Genomic DNA, 19848 nt, shown 5'->3' with positions numbered 1-19848 from the left:
TAAATCCTATTTATATTGGCTAAGTTTATGTGGGAATTTATTCCCACTTTTTTTATCTTTTACAGATGAGAAAATGCTTAATATAACCTTCTAAATCGATGAAATGCTTCCACCAGATATGTGTGTTTGGTCTAGTTAGTATTTACTTAAGTACGTAATGAAATGATTATTATGTGACATCCGTTCAAATTAATTTGCCTTTTTAGTTAGTCAGACGAAATGACTATTTATCCTGTTTAATTGGCTTTATTGCTAGTGTTATGGTTTTTGACGATACTCCTTCTAATCTATTGAAATTTATAACCATTACGCGTAGAATTTGTTTAACCAAATCGTTTTTTAAGCCTTATCAGCTTAGTTATCACCGCAACTATATATACCTGTAGGTTGTGGAGAATCCAAATGCACTTAGTTTGCAAATTTATATCTAGTTCGTCTCTCAGTACGAACGACCTTCAATATGTCTTAACACCGGATGAGTGTATCGGGCTATTTTCGCGTGTGCGCACCCCTAAAGACATCTTGGCTCAATTACCAAGCACTTTGCTTCAGCAGATTACTGCGTCGGCTAAAAAAAATGTCCACAGCCTGCTCAACGCTATTCGAGTAGAACTTGTAAAAGCGAACTGGGTTTGTCTTTCTTCCAATGTGCGGATACGCCCATTAACGAGTAAGCAGCTAGCAAGCTCCCCTAAACTTAAGTTACATATTGACAGGGTGAGTAATAGTGGCTCAGAGCGCGTTCACAAAGCTAATTATCAGCAAGTTGTCGACGATGTACCTTTGGCACGTCATTACAGCTTTTCGCCAGTTGAACCTTCTCCAGAACATAAAATCGTTGTCGAGTTTGCAGGGCAGTGGTCTAGCAATGCGGCATGTTTGATGTTGGGAAAAACCGAAGCTCAAAAAGAAAAAGTGACTGTAGGCAAAGCCGATACCGAGAACAAACACCGTAGTCTCGCGACGTTTAAAGCCCTCGAAGCTGAGTGTAAAACGCTATATATCAAAATTCCTTGTTCTGACCAGCCTCAGCCAATTTTGCTTAAACTCGCCGAAGACCTGCAGCCCGTTGATAAAGAAACGCAGATGGAAGAGTGGGATAACGTGTTGGTGCCGGTAGTTCCGCTATACAAATCGGGTTCTTCATGGGATGGCTACAAGTCGGGGCGTGTTTACATTATTTGGAATGGGGAAGTTTGGCGCGAACTACAGGTAACAAATGATGGATATTTTGCTGATGTAGACATGAGCAATAGCCGAAAAAAAACAACGGAGACAAGACACGTCAATATTGATGGATCTTCGTTGTTCCCCGGAGAGAATGTTGCTTTTGAACGGTTCACCATTTTGCAAGATGGAGTAGAAGTGTTTAGCGGCGAACTAGACATCAATGAGCAGGCAAGAGTGTTTAGTTTGGTTGCAGAGGAGGTCGAGATCAAGTTCGTTGGTTTTGAACATGAGCAATTGATGGTTCCGACACATCCTAGCCCTATGAAAGCCTCTTCTACACTGAGTGATGAGGTTCTGGGTTATCCGCTACCTCACATCTGGATACCATACAAAATCAAAGGTGAGTGCCAAGGCGTTTACCTGTATTACGCATCTCAAGCATTAAGTGATGCTGCTATTTCTGAATTAGAAAGCAATTATGAATCGATGGCTGTTTCACTAGCTGAAACGTCAGACTACAGCAGTAATCAAGAATTTACTCAACAAACCGTTTTTGCTTTGCCTGAGCTCTCTGAAAGTCAAAAAGTGAATGCGGTTGTGAATGTACAGAACGATTGCAATGTCGCCGCAGTCAATATACCGCCTCCTGGAAGCGAGATCTTATTACGCTATCGTGTTCTTAGCTCCACTGATCAACCCGATGACTATTTTATGTTACAAAACGACGAGCATAGTTGGTCGCAAAAAGCATATTTTCGTTGTGCCAAGGTCGATGAAGATGGCTATCTCAATTTACGATTTAGTGGCTGGCCTGAAAAGGTTAAAGAAGTCGATATTTTAAGGGGAGCTCATGCATCACGAGGGATTGAAACTCCCGAAATGTTTAAGTTGCGCGAAAAAGTAAAAGTTACGGATTTATTAGGCTAAAAAATGAAAAAAACACTACTAATAACGTTATTAGGCTTAGCAATCATTGGTTGTAATGATCAATCTCAACAGAGTGCTTCCCCTATTTCGAGTTCTGCGCAAACAGAGCAAGAAAAACACCCAGATCGCGTTTATGTCGGCGAGCAAAACTACTACGTAATGGAATCGGCAGTTACCAATGAGAATTGGGTATCCGATGACGAAATACAACCTATGCCGGGTCAGTTTCCTAAATACTATGTCTTTAATTCAGATGAATGGCCTAAGGAAGACATTAACGATGCTAGCTCTTATGATCTGCCGCGTTTTCAGTTTGCATGGGACAATGATGATGATGACAGGGTGAAACTGAAGATTTGGAGCATGAAGACGGATGGTACAGATTTACGTTTAGTGGTTCCAGATACCAAGGTTGATGGCATTGTACTTATTCGACGCTCTCCTAACTTGCGTTATGTTGCTTGGATAGATAGGGGAACTGGCAAGTATGTTTATGACTTACAAACGGGTGTAAAAACGCGAGTGATGGGAGGTGGCTCTCCTGGCATGGTTTGGTCAGAGGATAGCCGTTATTTATATTTTCATACCATGCCGGGACAGAATTTTGATGTTGATAACGCGCGTTGGAATTCTGAAACTGGCGAAATTGAAGCGATTGATTTTGGAGTTGGACCTTACGCTGTCCTGAAAAATAAGACGATAACGAATCTAAGTTACACAGGGGTGTTTAAGCGAGATTTAACGAACAATGCTCTGAAACATATAAGCATTAATCCAACAGGTAAGGTTCAGCAAAGAGAGTGGTTGAAATTTCGGGGTATGAGTCCAACGGGTCGATATGCTTGGGGCCAAAATAATCAGAATAGATTCATTTTTGATATTGAAAATGAAACTGTAAAAAAATACGAAAAAACCGAATATGTGGGTTCAGGGATATTAGGAAAAGATGCTCGATTCAGTGCACATGACCGCGTATCTCGTATGACTGTCGTCGATCGCGAAACACATCGACGCTGGCAATGGTATGCGTTGGGTACTGGCGAAATAGGCGTTAACTCTAATATGAGCTTATACAATGGCTTGGTAAATGATGGTCTTTGGTTTAAGGAGAGTGAGTGATGGTTGATTTATGTACTTACGATAAACCGATGTATTTACTGGGTGTGTATTTTCAAGGTGAAGCTACAGATGTGGGTCGCGAGTTCAGTAATTGGAATACAGTGTCAGACTTAACCAGCGTAGATCAAGTAAAGAATGTTCGACCTATCCCATTTACCCCAATACTAATAGATGCTCTTGCCCAAGACTCTGTAACTTTGCCTAGGTTCTGGGGAAGTGACCAATATGGCAGGCTATGTAACCTATCGTACTTAGGTGAAGCTGAAGATAGTAAAAAGCAAGTACTTCTTCGCCATAATAGCCCCATCACAACGATTGATATTAATCAAAGCTATGAGATGTTGTTTCCGTCCACTAATTTAATTGGTCAATTAGTGCAAAAATCGTCATCTGTTGTTGAACTAAAAGAAACAATGAAATCACTGTATACGGAGATGAGTTGGAGAAACGTAGCGAAACGGTTTAGCCCTACCAAAATTTCTGTAAAACAACTTGCGAAGCCTTATATAGAGGAGCATGGGCAGCCCCTTTCTCAAGAAGAAGAAAACTACAACCAGTGGTATGCAGATATCCAGTTATCTGGCGTTGAGGTTATTGAGGGGTTTGTTGTACCCAGTGTTAATACTGTTAGTATCGTGTTTAGCAGCGATATTTACATAGGTGCGGAAGTCTCATTAATAAAATATTGCAGCACACTTGGCAATCAGCAAGAAACGTCAGAGGTCGTATTGGAAAGAGGCGTCGTGAGCCAGCCTTTTTATGATGATGAAGATCAAGAGTCGCAAGAATTTAATGACACTTTGCCATCTGTATCATTTAATCTACCTTCGGTTATTGAACCTGCGAATTCTGAGTCAACCTCAGAAGATGATCACATCGTGCTGGGTGATGGTTTCTACGGTCTGAGGGTTCAGTTCTTTGTTCAGGATTATCTTAAAGAAAACAAGCGTCTTCAAAATAAGTTTCCTGAAGTTATTCAGTCTGGACGACTAAGGTTTGAACGGAATAAATTGTCAGCAGTCACTGGCGTAGCAGATCAGGATTGTTATACCTACGAATTGAACGAAAAGGTAACGTTTAAATCAATCAGCGGTTACGGAAAACTCGCTATTGTGTGCGGCGACATGATCTCTCTTGAAGAGTGTTTGTTTTATCAGTACCCCCAAGCATTACCCTCCAATTACAGCGAGTTAATGACAAAAACCGGTAAATCGGTTCCTCTTAGCGGCACGGGTGTTAATACACTCGGATTAGCGTCAGCAATCAAAAAGAATGCGGAAAGTTTGGCTGAAGGTTTTCTGATGGGAGGGAATCCATTTTCAGAAAACCTAAAAGCAACGATGTTCAGTGTAGCTAAAGGGATCTGGTCGGACATTGAGCATCAGAAATTGCCTGATTTAATGACCAGCAGTGTTGCACTCGCTTTTGGCTTTTCAGCATTTAAAGAAAGCCGTAAAGAATTGACCAAAGCGATAAGATTTGCCAATAAGGGGCTCGACTTTAATCAAGCGGCAGCCTTGGCGTTTCGCAAGAGCGGTATGAACATCTCTTTTATTAAGCGCGAACTCGATGTGATAAAAGCTAGCTTGATCACGGATACGTTCAGCGAGAACTCAACACGACTTGCGAGGTCATGGTTTAATGGCTCCGTTATGGAGAAGATGAACCGAGCATTTCCAATTCTTGAATCTGGCTCTAGCTTAGTTGACTTGTACGATTTGGTGCAAAAAGAAAACGAGCTTGAGAAAAAATCTCTTGAAGCCAAAGAAGATTTCGATGCTGTATCTCAAAGTTACCTTCAATCTATTTCAGTTATTAAAGCGTATCAACAATGGGTACAAGCGTTAGACGATGCTAAAAACGTCATCAATGGTAGCGATGGTGAGGAGATAGCCCACATAGTTGAGGACAGCCAAGGGTTAGCGATTCATATCAACTTTAAGTTCAACGAATGGCAACATGGCAATGAGCACGGCAAGCTGAGAACAGACATTAAACAAGTGTGTAAGAACTTGTCGCTATTGATGCTAGATAACCCAAGCTACAAGGTATCGATAGAAGGGCATGCTGGTAGGATTGGATCTTCTGATGCGAACGATCTTGTTGCTGCTAATCGTGCAAAAACTGTTACCAACGCAATAACCTCCATTGACTCTAGCTTAGAAGAAAAGGTTTACACGGCGTCTTATGGAAATACTCAACCGCTTACGGCTGATAGTACCAAGAGCGATATGTCACAGACCGGAGACAGTGCCCCAGCAGCTTTAGATCGACGAGTTGAAGTTCGATTGATTATTCCTAACTATCAAGTTGTTTTACCACCGAGCCGCAGCGGAATGGTGGAATTAGAGAAAGCACGCCAGTTGAAGCAAGCATTGGATGTTGGCTTAGATGATACGCAGAAGGCGCAAGTCGCAGCGGTATTAACCACTCTTAGCGGGTTTGCGATGTTTACTCCGCTAGCTCCGCTTGCTGCGGGTATTTTGTATCTAAAGTCCGGAGCAGAGCTAGCAGACTGTGGGTTATCTGTGTTGGACGAGCTCATTACTGAAAAAGCCTATTCTGACTTTAAAGGACGTTATCAGAATATCGACCAACTAAACCAGTTAGGTAAAATCCATATCCGAGTTCTTCAACAGTACAGAGATTTAAAAGTAACGATTGAGCGTAGTGAGATAAAGACACGTGATGAAGTTGAGTCTCATCTGAAGAATAAAGAAACGGTGCAAGAGCTGCAGAAACGATTTTTACTCCGTGCTCTTGCGCTTAATGGGCTCGTGGAACTGCTTGCTCGAATTTCGCTTTGGAATCCAAATGTTTCTAAGTTGCAAGGGTTGCTTGAGGAATATCGAGTTAAGGATTACATCGATGTTTACGTTATCAACGATAACTGGGAGGCGCCGTTAAGCAATTACAACACAATGGCTCAGAACTGGATTCAACGAGTTAGGGACGATAAGTCAGGTGCAAGTGCTGCCCGAGCTTTTGCGCAATCTTGGAAAAACGAACATTCGCCACAATTGTCCCCTTTGTTGAAGAGAGCTCGCATTCAAGGGGAGTTCAATAAAGGCTTCCCAGTACAAGCACGTCTATATCAGGGGGATTCGGACAATGGCTTTTCCGATTTCGCGAAAATGTTCGATAACAACGTGGAGTCGATTAAATCGGACGATATCGGCTTCAGCCGTTTGCTAGTTGAGAGTAAAGGGGATGGGGTTTCTTGGAAGCCGCTTGAAGAGTGGATTTCCCCAAATAAAACCAATCGAATTACGCCTTTTACACGTATTAAGGTACAGATTGTATTATCAAGTAATGCCTCTAAATCTAAGAAAAAGATATTTAAGACAACTTTGCAATATTGTTGTGAGCGGTCGCTTTGGGACTTTAAAGGGCCAAGCTTTGAGGTTCTGATGGCACCGCGAAAAGCGGATGATCTAACTTTTTGCGGGAGCAACGATAAGCTAAAAAGTTACTTTGACCAACACGCAGTTGAAGAGCATCTGACATGTGTTGAATTTGAGCCAACATATTGGTTCGGCGAATATGAAATCCCAGGTCTTAAGCCTTTATACTCAAATTACGAGATGCAAAGCTTCGATAAATGGAAACAAAGTGGAGAAGCTCGCTCAATGCAATACTATTTCACTGCTGATGGGAATACGTTGTCTCTAGCAGGTATTGAACAGCAGTTATTCAAGTTTAACTATGGTGTCGATGACAATAACACCTATGGTAAGCAGTGTTATCTGAATGACGATGGAGAAGTCGAGGTTGATGGTTTACCACTTGTTCTATACGACGGTCTGGCGAATAGGCAAGTAGTGATTAACGAATATGATTTACTAATCGAAGAGTTTGTTAAAAGTACTTCTGCTAAAAAATCTGAAGGTATTGCACCGTATCTAAAAGGTGATGTTTCGATCTTTAGTGCTGTTTCGAAAGGCAGTGGTTTTGAGTGGTTCGATGATAAAGCACCAAAATCCTCTGTACTTGATTGGTCTAATGATAAACCAGTTACTATATATGTCGCGTTTCTTTCCGAAGGAGGCGAAAAAGAGATATATAGACGCATGATGGGAGAGGGCTATCGGGTGCCAATGCGGTTATCTTTGTCGATTGAAGAGCAAGAATCGATTTTTTCAAAAGATGCAACTGAAGGACCAAGTTTCTTTGGTTCATTGCTTGAAGTAGGTGAGTACACTTATACGAAAGAAGTCCCTTCTCCTTATGCAAAAGTAGAAATTAAAGAAGTGAGTTTCACTGAAGTTGATACTGAGGTTACATCGGACCTAACATCTTTTGTGGAAGAGTTTCAGACGAAAGTCAAAGACGCTCCTAATCGATACCTAGACCCATTTAATGACCGTAGAACGCTACATATTGTTAAGTTTGAGCTTAGATACACCTCTCCTACTGGACGACGAGTGCCTACTTTGAGGCCATTTGGTCCTATTGTAGACAAGACAAAAGCAGAGTTCTTACCGGTGCATATTTCGGTATCATCGTTATCGCAAACGGGGCTTGCACCCGGCGTAGGGGAGTATCCTATAAAGCAGCCTCAGAAATTGTCTTTGCCTGGTGGTCAAAAATACAGTGTGCAAGGGGTGCCTTGGATGGAGATTGAAGGAGATGCTTCTCGAATGAATGATTCGGCTTTTCTCTATTGGCAAAAAGAGTTAGCGAACAACCCGGTGAAACGAAAAGCGTGGATCGAGGATTGGATTGTGAAAGAACCGATGAATGTTAGTGCTCCGCAGCAAAAATCAATATAAAAAAACCGCCTTCGGGCGGTTTTTTTGTTTCTATCGGAATGACTAAAATACTCCGCCTTATTGTTTTTTTTGCTCAACCAGCAGCAGAAATATCGTATTTCTTCATTTTGTGATTGAGTGTACTTAACGGCAGTGACAGTTGTTCAGCCGCTCGTTTCGTATGCCAATTACAAGAGTTTAAGCAGTCAATAATTACGGTACGTTCGTACTGGCTCACGACCTCTTTTAGGCCAACTGCGACATCGTCATCTCCTAGAGGTTCAGGTTCGAACGTGGTTTGAATTGCCGATGTAGCTGGAGCAACAACTTGATGGTGTTCTACCTCTTCAGGGATCTGTTCACCAAACTCAATCTGAGTTATGGTTTCAAAATCCGAAAGCAGAACCGAGCGTTCGATGATGTTCTTAAGTTCGCGCACGTTACCGGGGTAGGTGTAAGCGAGCAGTTGGTTTCTCACATTAGCACTCAAACCTGGTGATTGAGGCAAGCCTAACATCGTCGTGGTTTGTTGAACAAAGTGCTCGGCGAGTGGGATAATGTCCGCTTGTCTGGATCTCAGAGGTGGTAAGGTGATAGGAAACACATTCAAGCGGTAGAACAAATCGGCCCTAAAACCTCCGTCTTTAATCTGCTGCATTAAGTTACAGTGTGTCGCCGCAATGACTCTGACATCTACTTCAATCTCTCTGCTAGCGCCTACAGGGCGAACTTTACGTTCTTGCAGCACACGCAGCAGTTTAGCTTGAAGTAGCATTGGCATATCACCAATTTCATCTAGGAATAGGGTACCACCGTTTGCTGCTTCAAATAAGCCAACTTTGTCCTTGTCTGCACCGGTAAATGAGCCCTTTCTGTGCCCGAAAAGTTCGGATTCCAGAAGTTGTTCAGGAATTGCGGCACAGTTCTGAACGATTAATGCTTGGTCAGAACGATTCGAGTTTTCGTGAATGTATTTTGCAATGACTTCTTTACCCGCACCCGTCTCGCCTCTAAGTAAGACGTCGACAGGCAAAGAGAGCACCTTATCAAGTCGGCTCAATACATTGATCATCTCTTCACTTTCAGCGATCGGACCTTGATAGGTTTTCTTTGTCCGTTTCTTTAGCTGAGTATTTTCACGAACCAACGCTTGGTTATCAGCGCTTAAACTCTTAATCACTTGACCATATTGCTCTAACCAAATGGCATGGCGAATATTACTTGCCGCCATTCGGCAAAACTCGGTAAGTGCAGTTTCGTTATCGATAACGCTTAAATCAAGCAAAACCAATAATCCAATAGTTTTGCTTTCATCATCAATCAATGGCCAAGCAAGTAAGTTATTGCTTTTTAGACCTAACGTTTGCTCGGTTTGATAGATGCCTTCACAGTCATAACCATTGTAAGTGTATAGCTCATTGATCAAGACAACTTCGCCGTTACGTACGGCGAAGTTGAATGGGTCGGCTTCACTTACTGTGTCTAACTGCAGAGGCTCCCAAGGATGTGAGGCAATGACTTTTTCATGGTGGTGTGCGGTGCTCGGAATCAAGGCTTGACCGGTTTGGTCAAGCACGTAAATGATGCCATGTTTCGCGAAAGTCATTTGCCTTGCTGCTGTGAGAACGGCATCCAAAGTTTGAGCTAACTGGCTGCGATCAGCCAGAGATTGGCTGATCGCAAGTAGGGCGTTACTAAGCTCACTATGGTTAGCTGAACGCATAGGTTAGAGTTCCTTGCTCGTCCACAGAAACGTCAATTTGAGTATGTGAATCATCCTTGTCATTCACCAGTAGTTGAGTCGAAAGCTGCGGCAATAGTTGACGGTTAATAACGGCATCAATATTTCGAGCTCCCGTCTCTGCAAGGCGGCAGTTGCCTAATACGAATTCCACTAAGTTATCACCATAGCAAAGTGCCAGTTTGTGGTGGCTTTGTAGGCGCTCAGACACTTTCTTTAGTTTATGATGGATAATGTCAGTCATTGCTGCGTCTGAAAGTGGAAGGAATGGCAACACGGACATACGAGCCAGTAAGGCTGGTTTGAAGTGTTGATTCAATGTTGGGCGAATGGCTTCAGCGACGATATTGGCATCAATGTCTTTCGCTTGGTGAACTAAAGACTCAATCTCATGAGTCGCAAGGTTACTTGTCATGATGATGAGTGTATTTTTGAAGTCGATGGTACGACCTTCGCCATCATTTAGCGTGCCTTTGTCGAACACTTGGTAGAACAGGTTGAGTACTTCTGGATCTGCTTTTTCAACTTCATCTAAAAGAACAACAGAGTAAGGGCGCTGACGAACTGCTTCGGTCAGCATACCGCCTTCACCAAAACCAACATAGCCAGGAGGAGAACCAATAAGACGAGAAACCGTGTGTTTCTCTTGGAACTCAGACATGTTGATGGTTGTCATGAAGCGTTCACCACCAAACATCTGATCAGCGATAGCGCGAGCGGTTTCTGTTTTACCTACACCACTTGGGCCAACCAATAAGAAAACGCCCGTTGGTGCATCTGGGTTACCTAATCCCGCTTTTGCGGTTTGAATACCTTCAGCAAGCGCATCAATGGCAAACTCTTGACCTTTAATGTTTTGAATTAGATTTTGCTTCAAGTTTAAGGTCGCTTGCGACTCATCTTGAAGCATCTTACCCATAGGGATGCCTGTCCAATCAGAAATTACATGACTAATTTCGTCGGGACCCACTTCGTAGTGAACGAGTGGATTGGTACCGCGCACGTTATCTAAACGTTCGTTACAAGATTGAATAGCTTCGCGAGTCTGCTCTTCAGAATATTCATGACAATTTGGCTTGTCACTTGTTAGTGCTTCATTGTCTTGAAGCGCATTGTCACCTTTAGGATCACGGTCTTCTTCAGTCGAAGGAGTAGTAAGGCTATAAAGATGGCTACGCAGTTCAATGATTTCTTGAATAAGAGATTGTTCTTTTTTCCATTGAACTTGAAGGGTAGCTTGTTCTTCGGTGGCCTTTTCAATCTTCTCTTTTAGATCAGGAATTAAAGCGGCACTGTGTTTGTCACCGGTTTGCTGCAGTTGGTCACGCTCAAGAGCTTCGAGTTCGCGGTTCGCAGCTGCAATTTCTTGATGCAATGTTTCGACAGGTGCCGGTGTTGCATTAAGGCTAATATTGACGCGAGCACAAGCCGTATCTAACACGTCGATTGCTTTATCTGGCAGTTGGCGTCCAGTGATGTAACGATCAGCTAAGTTTGCTGCGGCAGTGATTGCGTCGTCACGCACGTACACGTTATGTGATTTTTCATAGGCTGGTCTTAAGCCTCGGATGATCAATGCGGCTTGACTAGCTGATGGCTCATCGAGTTTTACTAGTTGGAAACGGCGCGCCAGAGCTGGATCTTTTTCGAAATATTTCTTGTATTCAGACCATGTAGTGGCAGCAATTGTTTTTACTTCACCACGTGCTAGAGCGGGTTTAAGTAGGTTGGCAGCATCACTGCCTCCAGCTTGATTGCCTCCACCAACTAGCGTGTGAGCTTCATCTATAAATAAAATGATTGGAGTCGGTGAATTCTTCACTTCATCTAGTACTGCGTTAAGGCGTTTTTCAAACTCACCTTTTACACTCGCTCCTGCTTGAAGTAAGCCCATGTCTAGGCCGTATAGTTCAACACCTTTGAGGCAGTCTGGCACATCTCCTTCGGTAATTTTTAATGCAAGACCCTCTACCACCGCTGTTTTACCAACTCCCGGCTCACCTACGGCGATTGGGTTATTTTTTCTGCGTCGCGCCAATATGTCGATTATTTGTCGGATTTCCTGATCACGGCAGAATACTGGGTCGATCTCGCCCTTTCTTGCTTTGCCGGTAAAGTCGGTGGTGAATTTACTTAATGCCGAACCATCTTCACGTGCATCGGTTTTTTCTGATGTCGTTGCTAAAGATTCTAGAGAGTTTGTTGTGAGTTCAGAAAAGTTACGCTTTAAGGTATCTGGGTTTACACCGTCTAAGATTGAAGCGTAGCCGTGCTGACCATAGCGTAGTGGGTTACTCACGAGTGTAAGAAGTAGGGCGCCAGAGCGAATCTGAGTTTCGGATAGATCTAAAGATGAGACCAACCAACTTTCTTGAAGCCATTCGATTAAAAGCGAAGAAAAAACGGGCTTGCTGCCGTTGCCTGTTGTGTTGGTATCTAAAGTCGAACGAATGGATTGCCTTAAAATGGTCTCTGAGCAATCGAAATGACTTAATAAGATATCAAAATCACTATTTGGCCTTTCTAATAAGCTTAATAGATAGTGTTCAATTTGCACTTCATTGGCTTTTTCCGATACGGCTAATGCAGCGGCATCCTCTAAAGCGACTTTTACAATAGGGTGCAGACGTTGTATTAAAGAGGAAAGGTTTATATTTATCATTTTAGTTCTATTAGTTATGTATATGGGATGCAGCAATTATACTAAAATTGATAACTGGTTTTTTATTCGGTGATGAATTTACTATTGTTTATTGGTTACTTTTATTGTTTGTTTTGGCTTTTTATCTGACTAATATTTAAAATCCCGTTCAAAATAATAAATAGTCTAGGCGTTATGATTTAATTACTAGTTTTTTTGACTTTATTTCTAATCTTCGAGATAGTTATTTTGCCTTTGTGTTTTAAATTCAATTTATTAGTATCCACGTTCAATAAATCGTTTTTCTTAACAACAAATTGTTGTTAAATATAATATTTATAACGGGTAATTTTTTGTAACTGACTGTATTTATTGGCTTTATAAAGTTGGCATGATGTTTGTATTAGCTTAATCAGTCGCGGTGATAAGCGATTTGGTGAATTAATGAATTATAAATTTTAAAAAGGAAATATCGATGCCAACTCCAGCATATATGTCTATCAATGGTGAAACTCAAGGTCACATTACTAAAGATACTTACTCTGCAGATTCTGTAGGTAACACTTGGCAAGAAGCTCACGTTGATGAGTTCCTAGTTCAAGAACTTGATCACGTACTAACAGTTCCACGTGATCCACAAAGTGGCCAACCAACAGGTCAACGTGTTCACCGCCCTGTAGTAGTAACTAAAGTACAAGACCGTTGTTCACCTCTGTTATTCAACGCATTAGTGTCTGGCGAAAAGCTTCCTGAGTGTGTAATCCGTTTTTACCGTACTTCAGTACAAGGTAAGCAAGAGCACTACTACTCAATCAAGTTAATTGATGCACTACTTGTAGATATTCAAACTCGTATGAATCACTGTCAAGACGCTGCAACTTCAGATCGTGTAACTGAAGAAGTACTTAAGCTGACTTACCGTGCAATCGAAGTAACTCACGAAAACTGTGGTACTGCTGGTAACGATGACTGGCGTGCTCCACGCGAAGCTTAATCGCTTTTCGTGAAAAAACAAAGGGTCAACAACTGCTGTTGGCCCTATTTCTATTATTAGTATCAGGTAAAAGATATGGTGAATGACGTAGAATTTAAGTTTGAACTGCAAGGCTCTGAGCATGATTTTCGTGTGGAGAGCTTTCAGGTAATCGAAGAGCTTTCAAAGCCTTTTCAAATCAGCCTATCATTACTTTCACTTGATCCTGATATCTCATTTGATGCACTCATCCGTAAACCAGGTAGCTTGACTCTATATGGCCAAGGTGTCAGTTCAGCGAGATGCTTTCACGGCGTAGTTAATGAAGTTCGTTACCTTGGATCGGGTAGGAGATTCTCCCGTTACCAACTGACTCTTGTTCCGCAAGCTTGGTTTTTGAGCCAAAGACAAGACTGCCGAATTTTTCAACAAAAATCAGCGTCGGCGATCATCTCTGAAGTTTTAGATGATGCGTCAGTAACTGATTATCGATTAGAGCTGTCAGGCGTATATCCTTCAAAAGAATACGTGCTCCAATATCGAGAGACAGACCTAGAGTTTGTTCAACGAATTTTGGCAGAGCATGGTATGTGGTACTACTTTGAGCATACAGAAGCTAACCACACAATGGTTATTGTCGACAGTAATGATGCAATAGCTGAGTTATTGAGCTCACCACTTAACGGGTCTTATTTGGGGCCTATTGTTTATCATGCTGATGGTGGTGGTGTTGCAGATCGCGAGCATATCTCTGATCTTGAACTTGTGAATCGAGTGAAAACCGGCCACGTTACTTACACTGACTATAACTACGAGTTTCCGAAGATCCCTCAGGAAATGAGCAGCTCCGGCGAACTCGATTTAGACCTTAAATTGTTCGATTTCCCAGGGCGTTACGTTGATCCAATGATGGGTCAAGTAAGATCAAATGAATGGATGTCTGAATATGTTGTTGATAATCAGCAAGTGGAGGCGACCAGTAATGTCATGAGGCTGGCGTCTGGATACAGTTTTAGTATCAGTGAGCATCCACGTTCAGCAATAAACCGTGATTATCTCATGTTATCGGTAATGCATAGTGGCCATGACCCTCAGGTTCATGAAGATGAAACTAATGGTCTGCCAACTACATATCACAATCAGTTTGCGTGCATTCCTAGGAATGTTGAGTTTAGAGCTCCAAAACTTGAGGCTCCTTTGGTTGAAGGTACACAAACAGCGGTCGTTGTGGGGCCTGCAGGCGAAGAAATCTATACTGATAAGCTTGGGCGAATCAAAGTTCAGTTCCATTGGGACCGTTATGGCGAGAGCGATGAGCATTCCAGTTGTTGGATTCGAGTAAGTCAATCAATGGCAGCACCGACTTGGGGGGCGGTATACCTACCTCGCATCGGTCATGAGGTGGTTGTTACCTTCCTAGAGGGAGACCCTGATAGGCCTTTAGTTACTGGTGCAGTTTATAACGGACTTCATTATCCTCCTTATTCGTTACCAGAGAACAAAACGCGTACAACTTTCAGAACTCAAACGCATAAAGGGACAGGCTATAATGAGTTGAGCTTTGAAGATGAAGCTAACCAAGAAGAAGTCTACATTCATGCGCAAAAGGACATGTCGACTAAGGTTTTGAATAACCGCTACCGCGACATAGGCCAAGATGAGTTTTTAAAGGTTGCACGCCATCAGACAAATGATGTTCACGGTGATCACAAAGAGACCATTGACGGACACAAGACCACCCAAGTTAACAGCACGTTTACTGAAACTGTCGAACAAGATGTATCCGTTACTTACAACGCTAATGAAACTCAATATGTTAAGAACAACTCTGACTTAGAAATTGGAGACAATCAAATTACCAAGATTGGTAAGAATGATGATTTGGATGTTGGTGAAAACAGCAATTTAACGGTAGGTGCATCAAAAAGTTCTGATATAGGGGCCGATGATAACCAGACGATTGGTGGCAACTTAACGGTCTCTGTTAAAGGAAACACTTCATACAAAGCCGATGGTGCGACGCAGGTCATAAGCGGCGACAAGATAGTACTGAAAACAGGTGGTTCGTCATTAGTGATGAATAGTGACGGGTCTATCAAGTTGTCAGGTTCCTCAATAACCATCGAAGGAAGCGATAAGGTTGTAATCAAAGGTGGAAACGTGGCGATCAATTAATGATGGAAAAACAAACCCAAATTATACAAACCATCACCGAACAGCAAGCCGAATCAACGGCTTGCTTTTCGCGTTTTGGAACAATTGTATCGATTAACGAAACTAAGAGTGGTGTTCGCGTCGATTTCGAAGGAAACCCGTTGCAGCAGCCAATTAATGCGAGGTTGGGGCGAGGGTTCAAATTAGCCGAGTTACAACTTGCTATTGATAACAACCTTTCATGTCGTATCGAGTTTCTTAATAACGACTTTAACCTTCCTTTAGTCACAGATATCTTTTTCTCCATTGTTGATGACTCGGATGAGTTTGTACTGAGAGCAAAGAAAATGGTTATTGAAACGGAACAAGAGTTAATTGTGAGAAGTGGCGAAACAGAGACTCGTTACAGCGGCCGTGATAGCCGAATTACCACCAAAGCCAAATATGTGACTTCTCAAGCAGAGAAGGCTCAAAAAATTCAAGGCGGCACCATCGCGATCAATTGATCGTGTTACTAGATTGGATTCACGGATGCGTCAAAAAATAGGTATTGATCAACTAAACCAGCCGATTACTAATGAAGATTTGGAACTCGCCATCACTAATGCGGAAAGTACTCTCACTTTATTAGACGAGTTTCCTATCAAATGGCTGGATATGTGTAATGAAAAGCTGTCACTGGCTTCGGAGACACTCGGTTTCTTGTTAAAGCAACGCTTACAAGTACATAAAAGGGGATACCCAAGCGTTAAACTGGAGTATTTAGCGCTGGCTGAGCGTCAGATTGAAGACCTAAAAAATGTTTATTTGTCTTTCTATCGATTGGCTCCGGGATTGATTCATCAATTAAAGCAGAGCGAACCAACCATTTATGCTTGGCTCATGTTGAATTCTGAGATTGGACAAGAGCACGAAAACCTACTTTGTGGTTTATCGATACTTGATGACTTGGATTACCAAACCGCAAAATTGCTGATTGTTCAGTCATCATTGTCAGGTATCGACTCTGTGGTAATCGAAATGGTTGAAGGTGGTTGTAAACTGCCCCTGCTTTATTTGGAGTGCTTACAGTTACGCCAAACTGTCACAGTTGGTCTGCTAAAACGTTGGCTTAAAGACAAGCGGTTTTCTGAACATAAAACACATTTATTTTTATCGTTACAAAACGATGCAGAAAGCGTTGTCTGGTTAGCTGAAAACTCAAATAGCAGTCAGAACTTGTTTGAGCGATTACTTGCGAAAGAGGATAGAGGGACATGGTTTCGTAAGGAATTTGGTACCTCAATCGATAGTGTATCTGATCCCGAAGTGGTCACTTTTGCCAAACTTTTGGAGCTCAAAGAGTTTGAGAGCTTTAATCTGAGTAGTGTACAGGCTCCTTTCGATTTTGTATTACATGGTCTGAATGAACATGTTCCGAAAATAGTCGAATTAGTATCTAGCCTTGACGAGTTCGAAGGTGAGGATTGGATCCAAGCGCTTTACATTGTCTTTGGGAAACGTTTACCAGTGATACCAAAAAATTTGGGGATAGACTTTGAGTGGCACGAAATACTCGAAAAGCTAAAAGAGTGGGTCGAAATTGGCGCCTACAGACAAGCGTCACCGGGTCGATTGGGACAACCTTTGACTCTAGAAACTAGTATCCAAGCCATGTTCGATACTCAAGTCAGTGCTGCTTTTAGGGTTTGGATTTGGCGTCAGGTTTGCCTCCATACTCGCTCATATATCCCTTGGGATATGGCTATGCCAGTTCATCAACAAGAGTGGAATATCACGCGACTAACCCAGAATTCAACAGCCTCAGAAAGGTTTAATCTAAGGAATAATAATGCAGTTGTGGGATATTGAGAACCATCCAGAACTTTCAATCAAAGGCCGTTTTCAACGGGACCATAATGGCAATGAGGTGTGGATTGTCGTTGGAAAACGTTCATGGCAACTCGTAGGTTCTGTTTGGAAGGAGCAAGAAGAGGCAGAGATCTATGACGATCCTGTCTATCTGGGTGAAGCAGGGCTTTCCGCGATGAAAGCTGACCAAGAGTTCTCCGTTGTTAAAACCAACACAGATGTACTGATTTTCGGTAAGGCCCGAAGCTACGCGAAAAAGGCAGTTACGTACCATGAGTGTCGGCTTTTGATTGATGGCCATATCGACAAAACCATATCGGTACTTGGTGATAGGCAATGGATTGAGCACGGAGGTAGCGTAACGCTAAGTAAACCACTCCCATTTGTGGAAAAAGAGATCGACTTCTCCTGTGCTATCGGAGGCGATTTAAGAAACCGGCTCGGCGGAGGTATTGCTGATACTAAAGGGGAACTATTGAAACAGAAGGTTCCTTCGGTTTTTTATCCTACGGAAGATTGGAGTGCGACACCCAAGAATACACGGGTTGCTGGATTTGGTCCGTTAGCCCCATTTTTCGGGGCTCGTCAGCAATATGCTGGCACTTTTGATGACGATTGGCTAGAGAATAGGAAACCTCTTTATCCCGTAGACTTTGACCAACGTTTTTATCAGAGTGCGCCACTAGACCAACAATGCAAAGGCTTCATATCTGGCGGTGAACGATTGATGATGAGTGGCTTTTGCCATAATGATGCACTCTCTTTCCGTTTCCCCAAAGAGATGTATGTAGCAGAAGCTCAATTTAAAAATGCCAACTATCAAGTAGATATGCCTATTTCTACGGTTTTCATTGATACAGAGGCTCGCATACTTTCAATCAGTTACAGCGCCGCATTTCCTTGTCAAGGCGAGGAGCATCTTTTAGTTTCAACGAAGATCCATAAAAAACAGGAGTTGTCCGATAATGAATAACAATTCAGCACGATTCGTTATTGGTATGGAAGCCATGACACCAACGGGCATGAATCTTGATATTGCCACAACAGTTGCCAAAGCGGATTTGGGAAGGTTCGATCAGCAAGTGGCCGGTGATGGGATAGAAAGGTTCACGTACGCTAATATTGAATACATTTCCAGTACATCATTGTTTGACAAGTGTTCGGTGCTTATTGAGAGCTTGATCGACTCTCTTTTAAAGCAGTTACCCACATCATTAAAGCCTATTCCGTTACTCGTCAATGTACCGGGCTCTATTTCTGCTGTGGAGATGAGTCAGTGGTTAAGTGAATGTAAGCATTGTGATTCAATATCACGTTATGAAGTTGTTCAACAAAGCGGACCATCACACTTGACCACATCGTTGGCTAAGTTGAACCAATTCGATGCAATAATGAGTATCTCAGTAGATTCACTTGTTGATGATCTCAGTGACTTAATCGAAGCTGGAGATGTCATGAGTTCAACTAATCCATGGGGCATAATACCGAGTGAGGGCGGGGCGGGTTTACTGTTATGTCGGAATAACTTGGTGCAAACGTTAAAGCTTAAACCCAAAGCAAAGTTAGGTTATTTCGAATTAGAACCTGCAAATACAACGCGAAGGTCAGTAATGAAGCTCGTCAGGAATGCGAGTCGCAATATCAAGAGTTTTGGGCCTGTATTCTCTGATATGACTAATCTGAGGTCTCATACTGAAGATTATGGATTCGCGTTAGGTGCACGCGCCGAATGTTTTGATAACCCACAGCAGCCCACGTTAATTAATGATTTATGGGGCACATTGGGTAGTTGTTCTGCATTGGCATTAATGGCCTGCACTATCCAAGAGGTAACGCACAATAGCCCTGTAACCCTGTTAATGTTTGATGTTAAGGGAGAAAGGGCGTTGCTCCAACTCACTTGTATGAAACAGACCTGACTACATAGCCGTGATACGAAACGCTAATATGATAATCATTATCACACTACAATTATCTGAAAGGCGATTCAGTAGACAAAGTTAGTCTTAGCGTTTATTTAGATCCAACTTATTCATCAAGCCGCTTTAGTTGCTGCACCGCTCTATTTCTAAATTTGTAACACCTTAATGAAACTAATGTGTATTTTTTATCATCGTAATTAAGTATAGCGTTATACATTCCAATTACGAACTCAAGCTTAGGGCCGGGGCTTGATGGTTTTATGATAAGTGAGCAGTATTTCAGTGCTTTACCATACTCACTTTATATCGAACTATTTCTAATTCCTATTTGGTGAATCCACTTCCCAAACACCTATTCTAATTATAGAGATAATCAATACTATTTCTGAACATTACTCAGATAAACGAACATTTCGTTTTTATTAGAATGAACTAAAAATGTGACTCAGTTAACAATGTATGTTTAGTTCGTTATTTACGTGGATAAGTACCCTAATTTTTAGCCAAAAATAGTTAGTTAAAGCGTTTGTCGTAATGTTCGGTTGTTTAGTAATAATAACTGAATTAATAGTCTTACCGATGGTTTTAAATACTGCTAT

11 protein-coding genes are annotated in these 19848 nt (G+C 42.1%); 9 read left to right on the top strand and 2 right to left on the bottom strand.

Going from position 1 to position 19848, the window contains the following annotated elements; all coding sequences use genetic code 11:
• The first annotated feature begins 402 nt into the window (after positions 1-402).
• The 3 genes from OW495_RS14370 to OW495_RS14360 are packed head-to-tail and all read left to right on the top strand — an operon-like array spanning position 403 to position 7988.
• On the top strand, positions 403-2097 hold the full coding sequence (locus OW495_RS14370) for a hypothetical protein (protein WP_102514587.1): 1695 nt from the start codon (positions 403-405) through the stop codon (positions 2095-2097).
• A 3-nt stretch (positions 2098-2100) separates the two neighbouring features.
• Entirely contained in the window at positions 2101-3216 is a 1116-nt protein-coding gene (locus OW495_RS14365; RefSeq protein WP_099167552.1) for a hypothetical protein, read from the top strand.
• Positions 3216-7988: an OmpA family protein gene (locus OW495_RS14360; RefSeq protein WP_102514585.1), complete on the top strand. Its 4773-nt coding sequence runs from the start codon at positions 3216-3218 to the stop codon at positions 7986-7988. Before OW495_RS14365 ends, OW495_RS14360 begins: the two co-directional genes overlap by 1 nt.
• Before the next feature lie 73 nt (positions 7989-8061).
• On the opposite strand, the gene OW495_RS14355 is transcribed toward OW495_RS14360, so the two are convergent.
• Together OW495_RS14355 and tssH are read right to left on the bottom strand one after the other, a co-directional pair.
• Complete coding sequence (locus tag OW495_RS14355) at positions 8062-9690, bottom strand: sigma-54-dependent Fis family transcriptional regulator (protein ID WP_102514584.1); 1629 nt, start codon at positions 9688-9690, stop codon at positions 8062-8064.
• Positions 9677-12370, bottom strand: a complete 2694-nt coding sequence (gene tssH, locus OW495_RS14350) for a type VI secretion system ATPase TssH (RefSeq protein ID WP_102544055.1) — start codon at positions 12368-12370, stop codon at positions 9677-9679. Before tssH ends, OW495_RS14355 begins: the two co-directional genes overlap by 14 nt.
• Positions 12371-12824: 454 nt before the next feature.
• On the opposite strand from tssH, the gene OW495_RS14345 reads away from it, so the two are divergent.
• From OW495_RS14345 to OW495_RS14320, 6 genes are all read left to right on the top strand, one after another.
• Positions 12825-13343 (top strand): Hcp family type VI secretion system effector, encoded by a 519-nt coding sequence (locus OW495_RS14345; RefSeq protein WP_012600867.1) that lies wholly within the window; start codon positions 12825-12827, stop codon positions 13341-13343.
• Positions 13344-13418: 75 nt separating this feature from the next.
• Positions 13419-15497, top strand: coding sequence for a type VI secretion system tip protein VgrG (tssI, locus tag OW495_RS14340; RefSeq protein WP_102514494.1), 2079 nt, complete (start codon positions 13419-13421; stop codon positions 15495-15497).
• Positions 15497-15982, top strand: coding sequence for a hypothetical protein (locus OW495_RS14335; protein WP_102514493.1), 486 nt, complete (start codon positions 15497-15499; stop codon positions 15980-15982). Before tssI ends, OW495_RS14335 begins: the two co-directional genes overlap by 1 nt.
• A 25-nt stretch (positions 15983-16007) precedes the next feature.
• Complete coding sequence (locus tag OW495_RS14330; protein ID WP_198599814.1) at positions 16008-17327, top strand: hypothetical protein; 1320 nt, start codon at positions 16008-16010, stop codon at positions 17325-17327.
• A complete protein-coding gene (locus OW495_RS14325) occupies positions 17308-18300 on the top strand; it encodes a DUF2169 domain-containing protein (protein ID WP_099167566.1) in 993 nt (330 codons plus the stop codon). Before OW495_RS14330 ends, OW495_RS14325 begins: the two co-directional genes overlap by 20 nt.
• Positions 18293-19246 (top strand): hypothetical protein, encoded by a 954-nt coding sequence (locus OW495_RS14320; protein WP_102514491.1) that lies wholly within the window; start codon positions 18293-18295, stop codon positions 19244-19246. Before OW495_RS14325 ends, OW495_RS14320 begins: the two co-directional genes overlap by 8 nt.
• Positions 19247-19848: the final 602 nt, after the last annotated feature.

The organism is Vibrio sp. 14N.309.X.WAT.E.F5 (assembly GCF_030397615.1).
GTDB classification, from domain to species: Bacteria; Pseudomonadota; Gammaproteobacteria; order Enterobacterales; family Vibrionaceae; genus Vibrio; species Vibrio lentus.
Note: the sequence above shows the minus strand (reverse complement) of the source record. Positions and strands in the feature narration are given on the sequence as shown.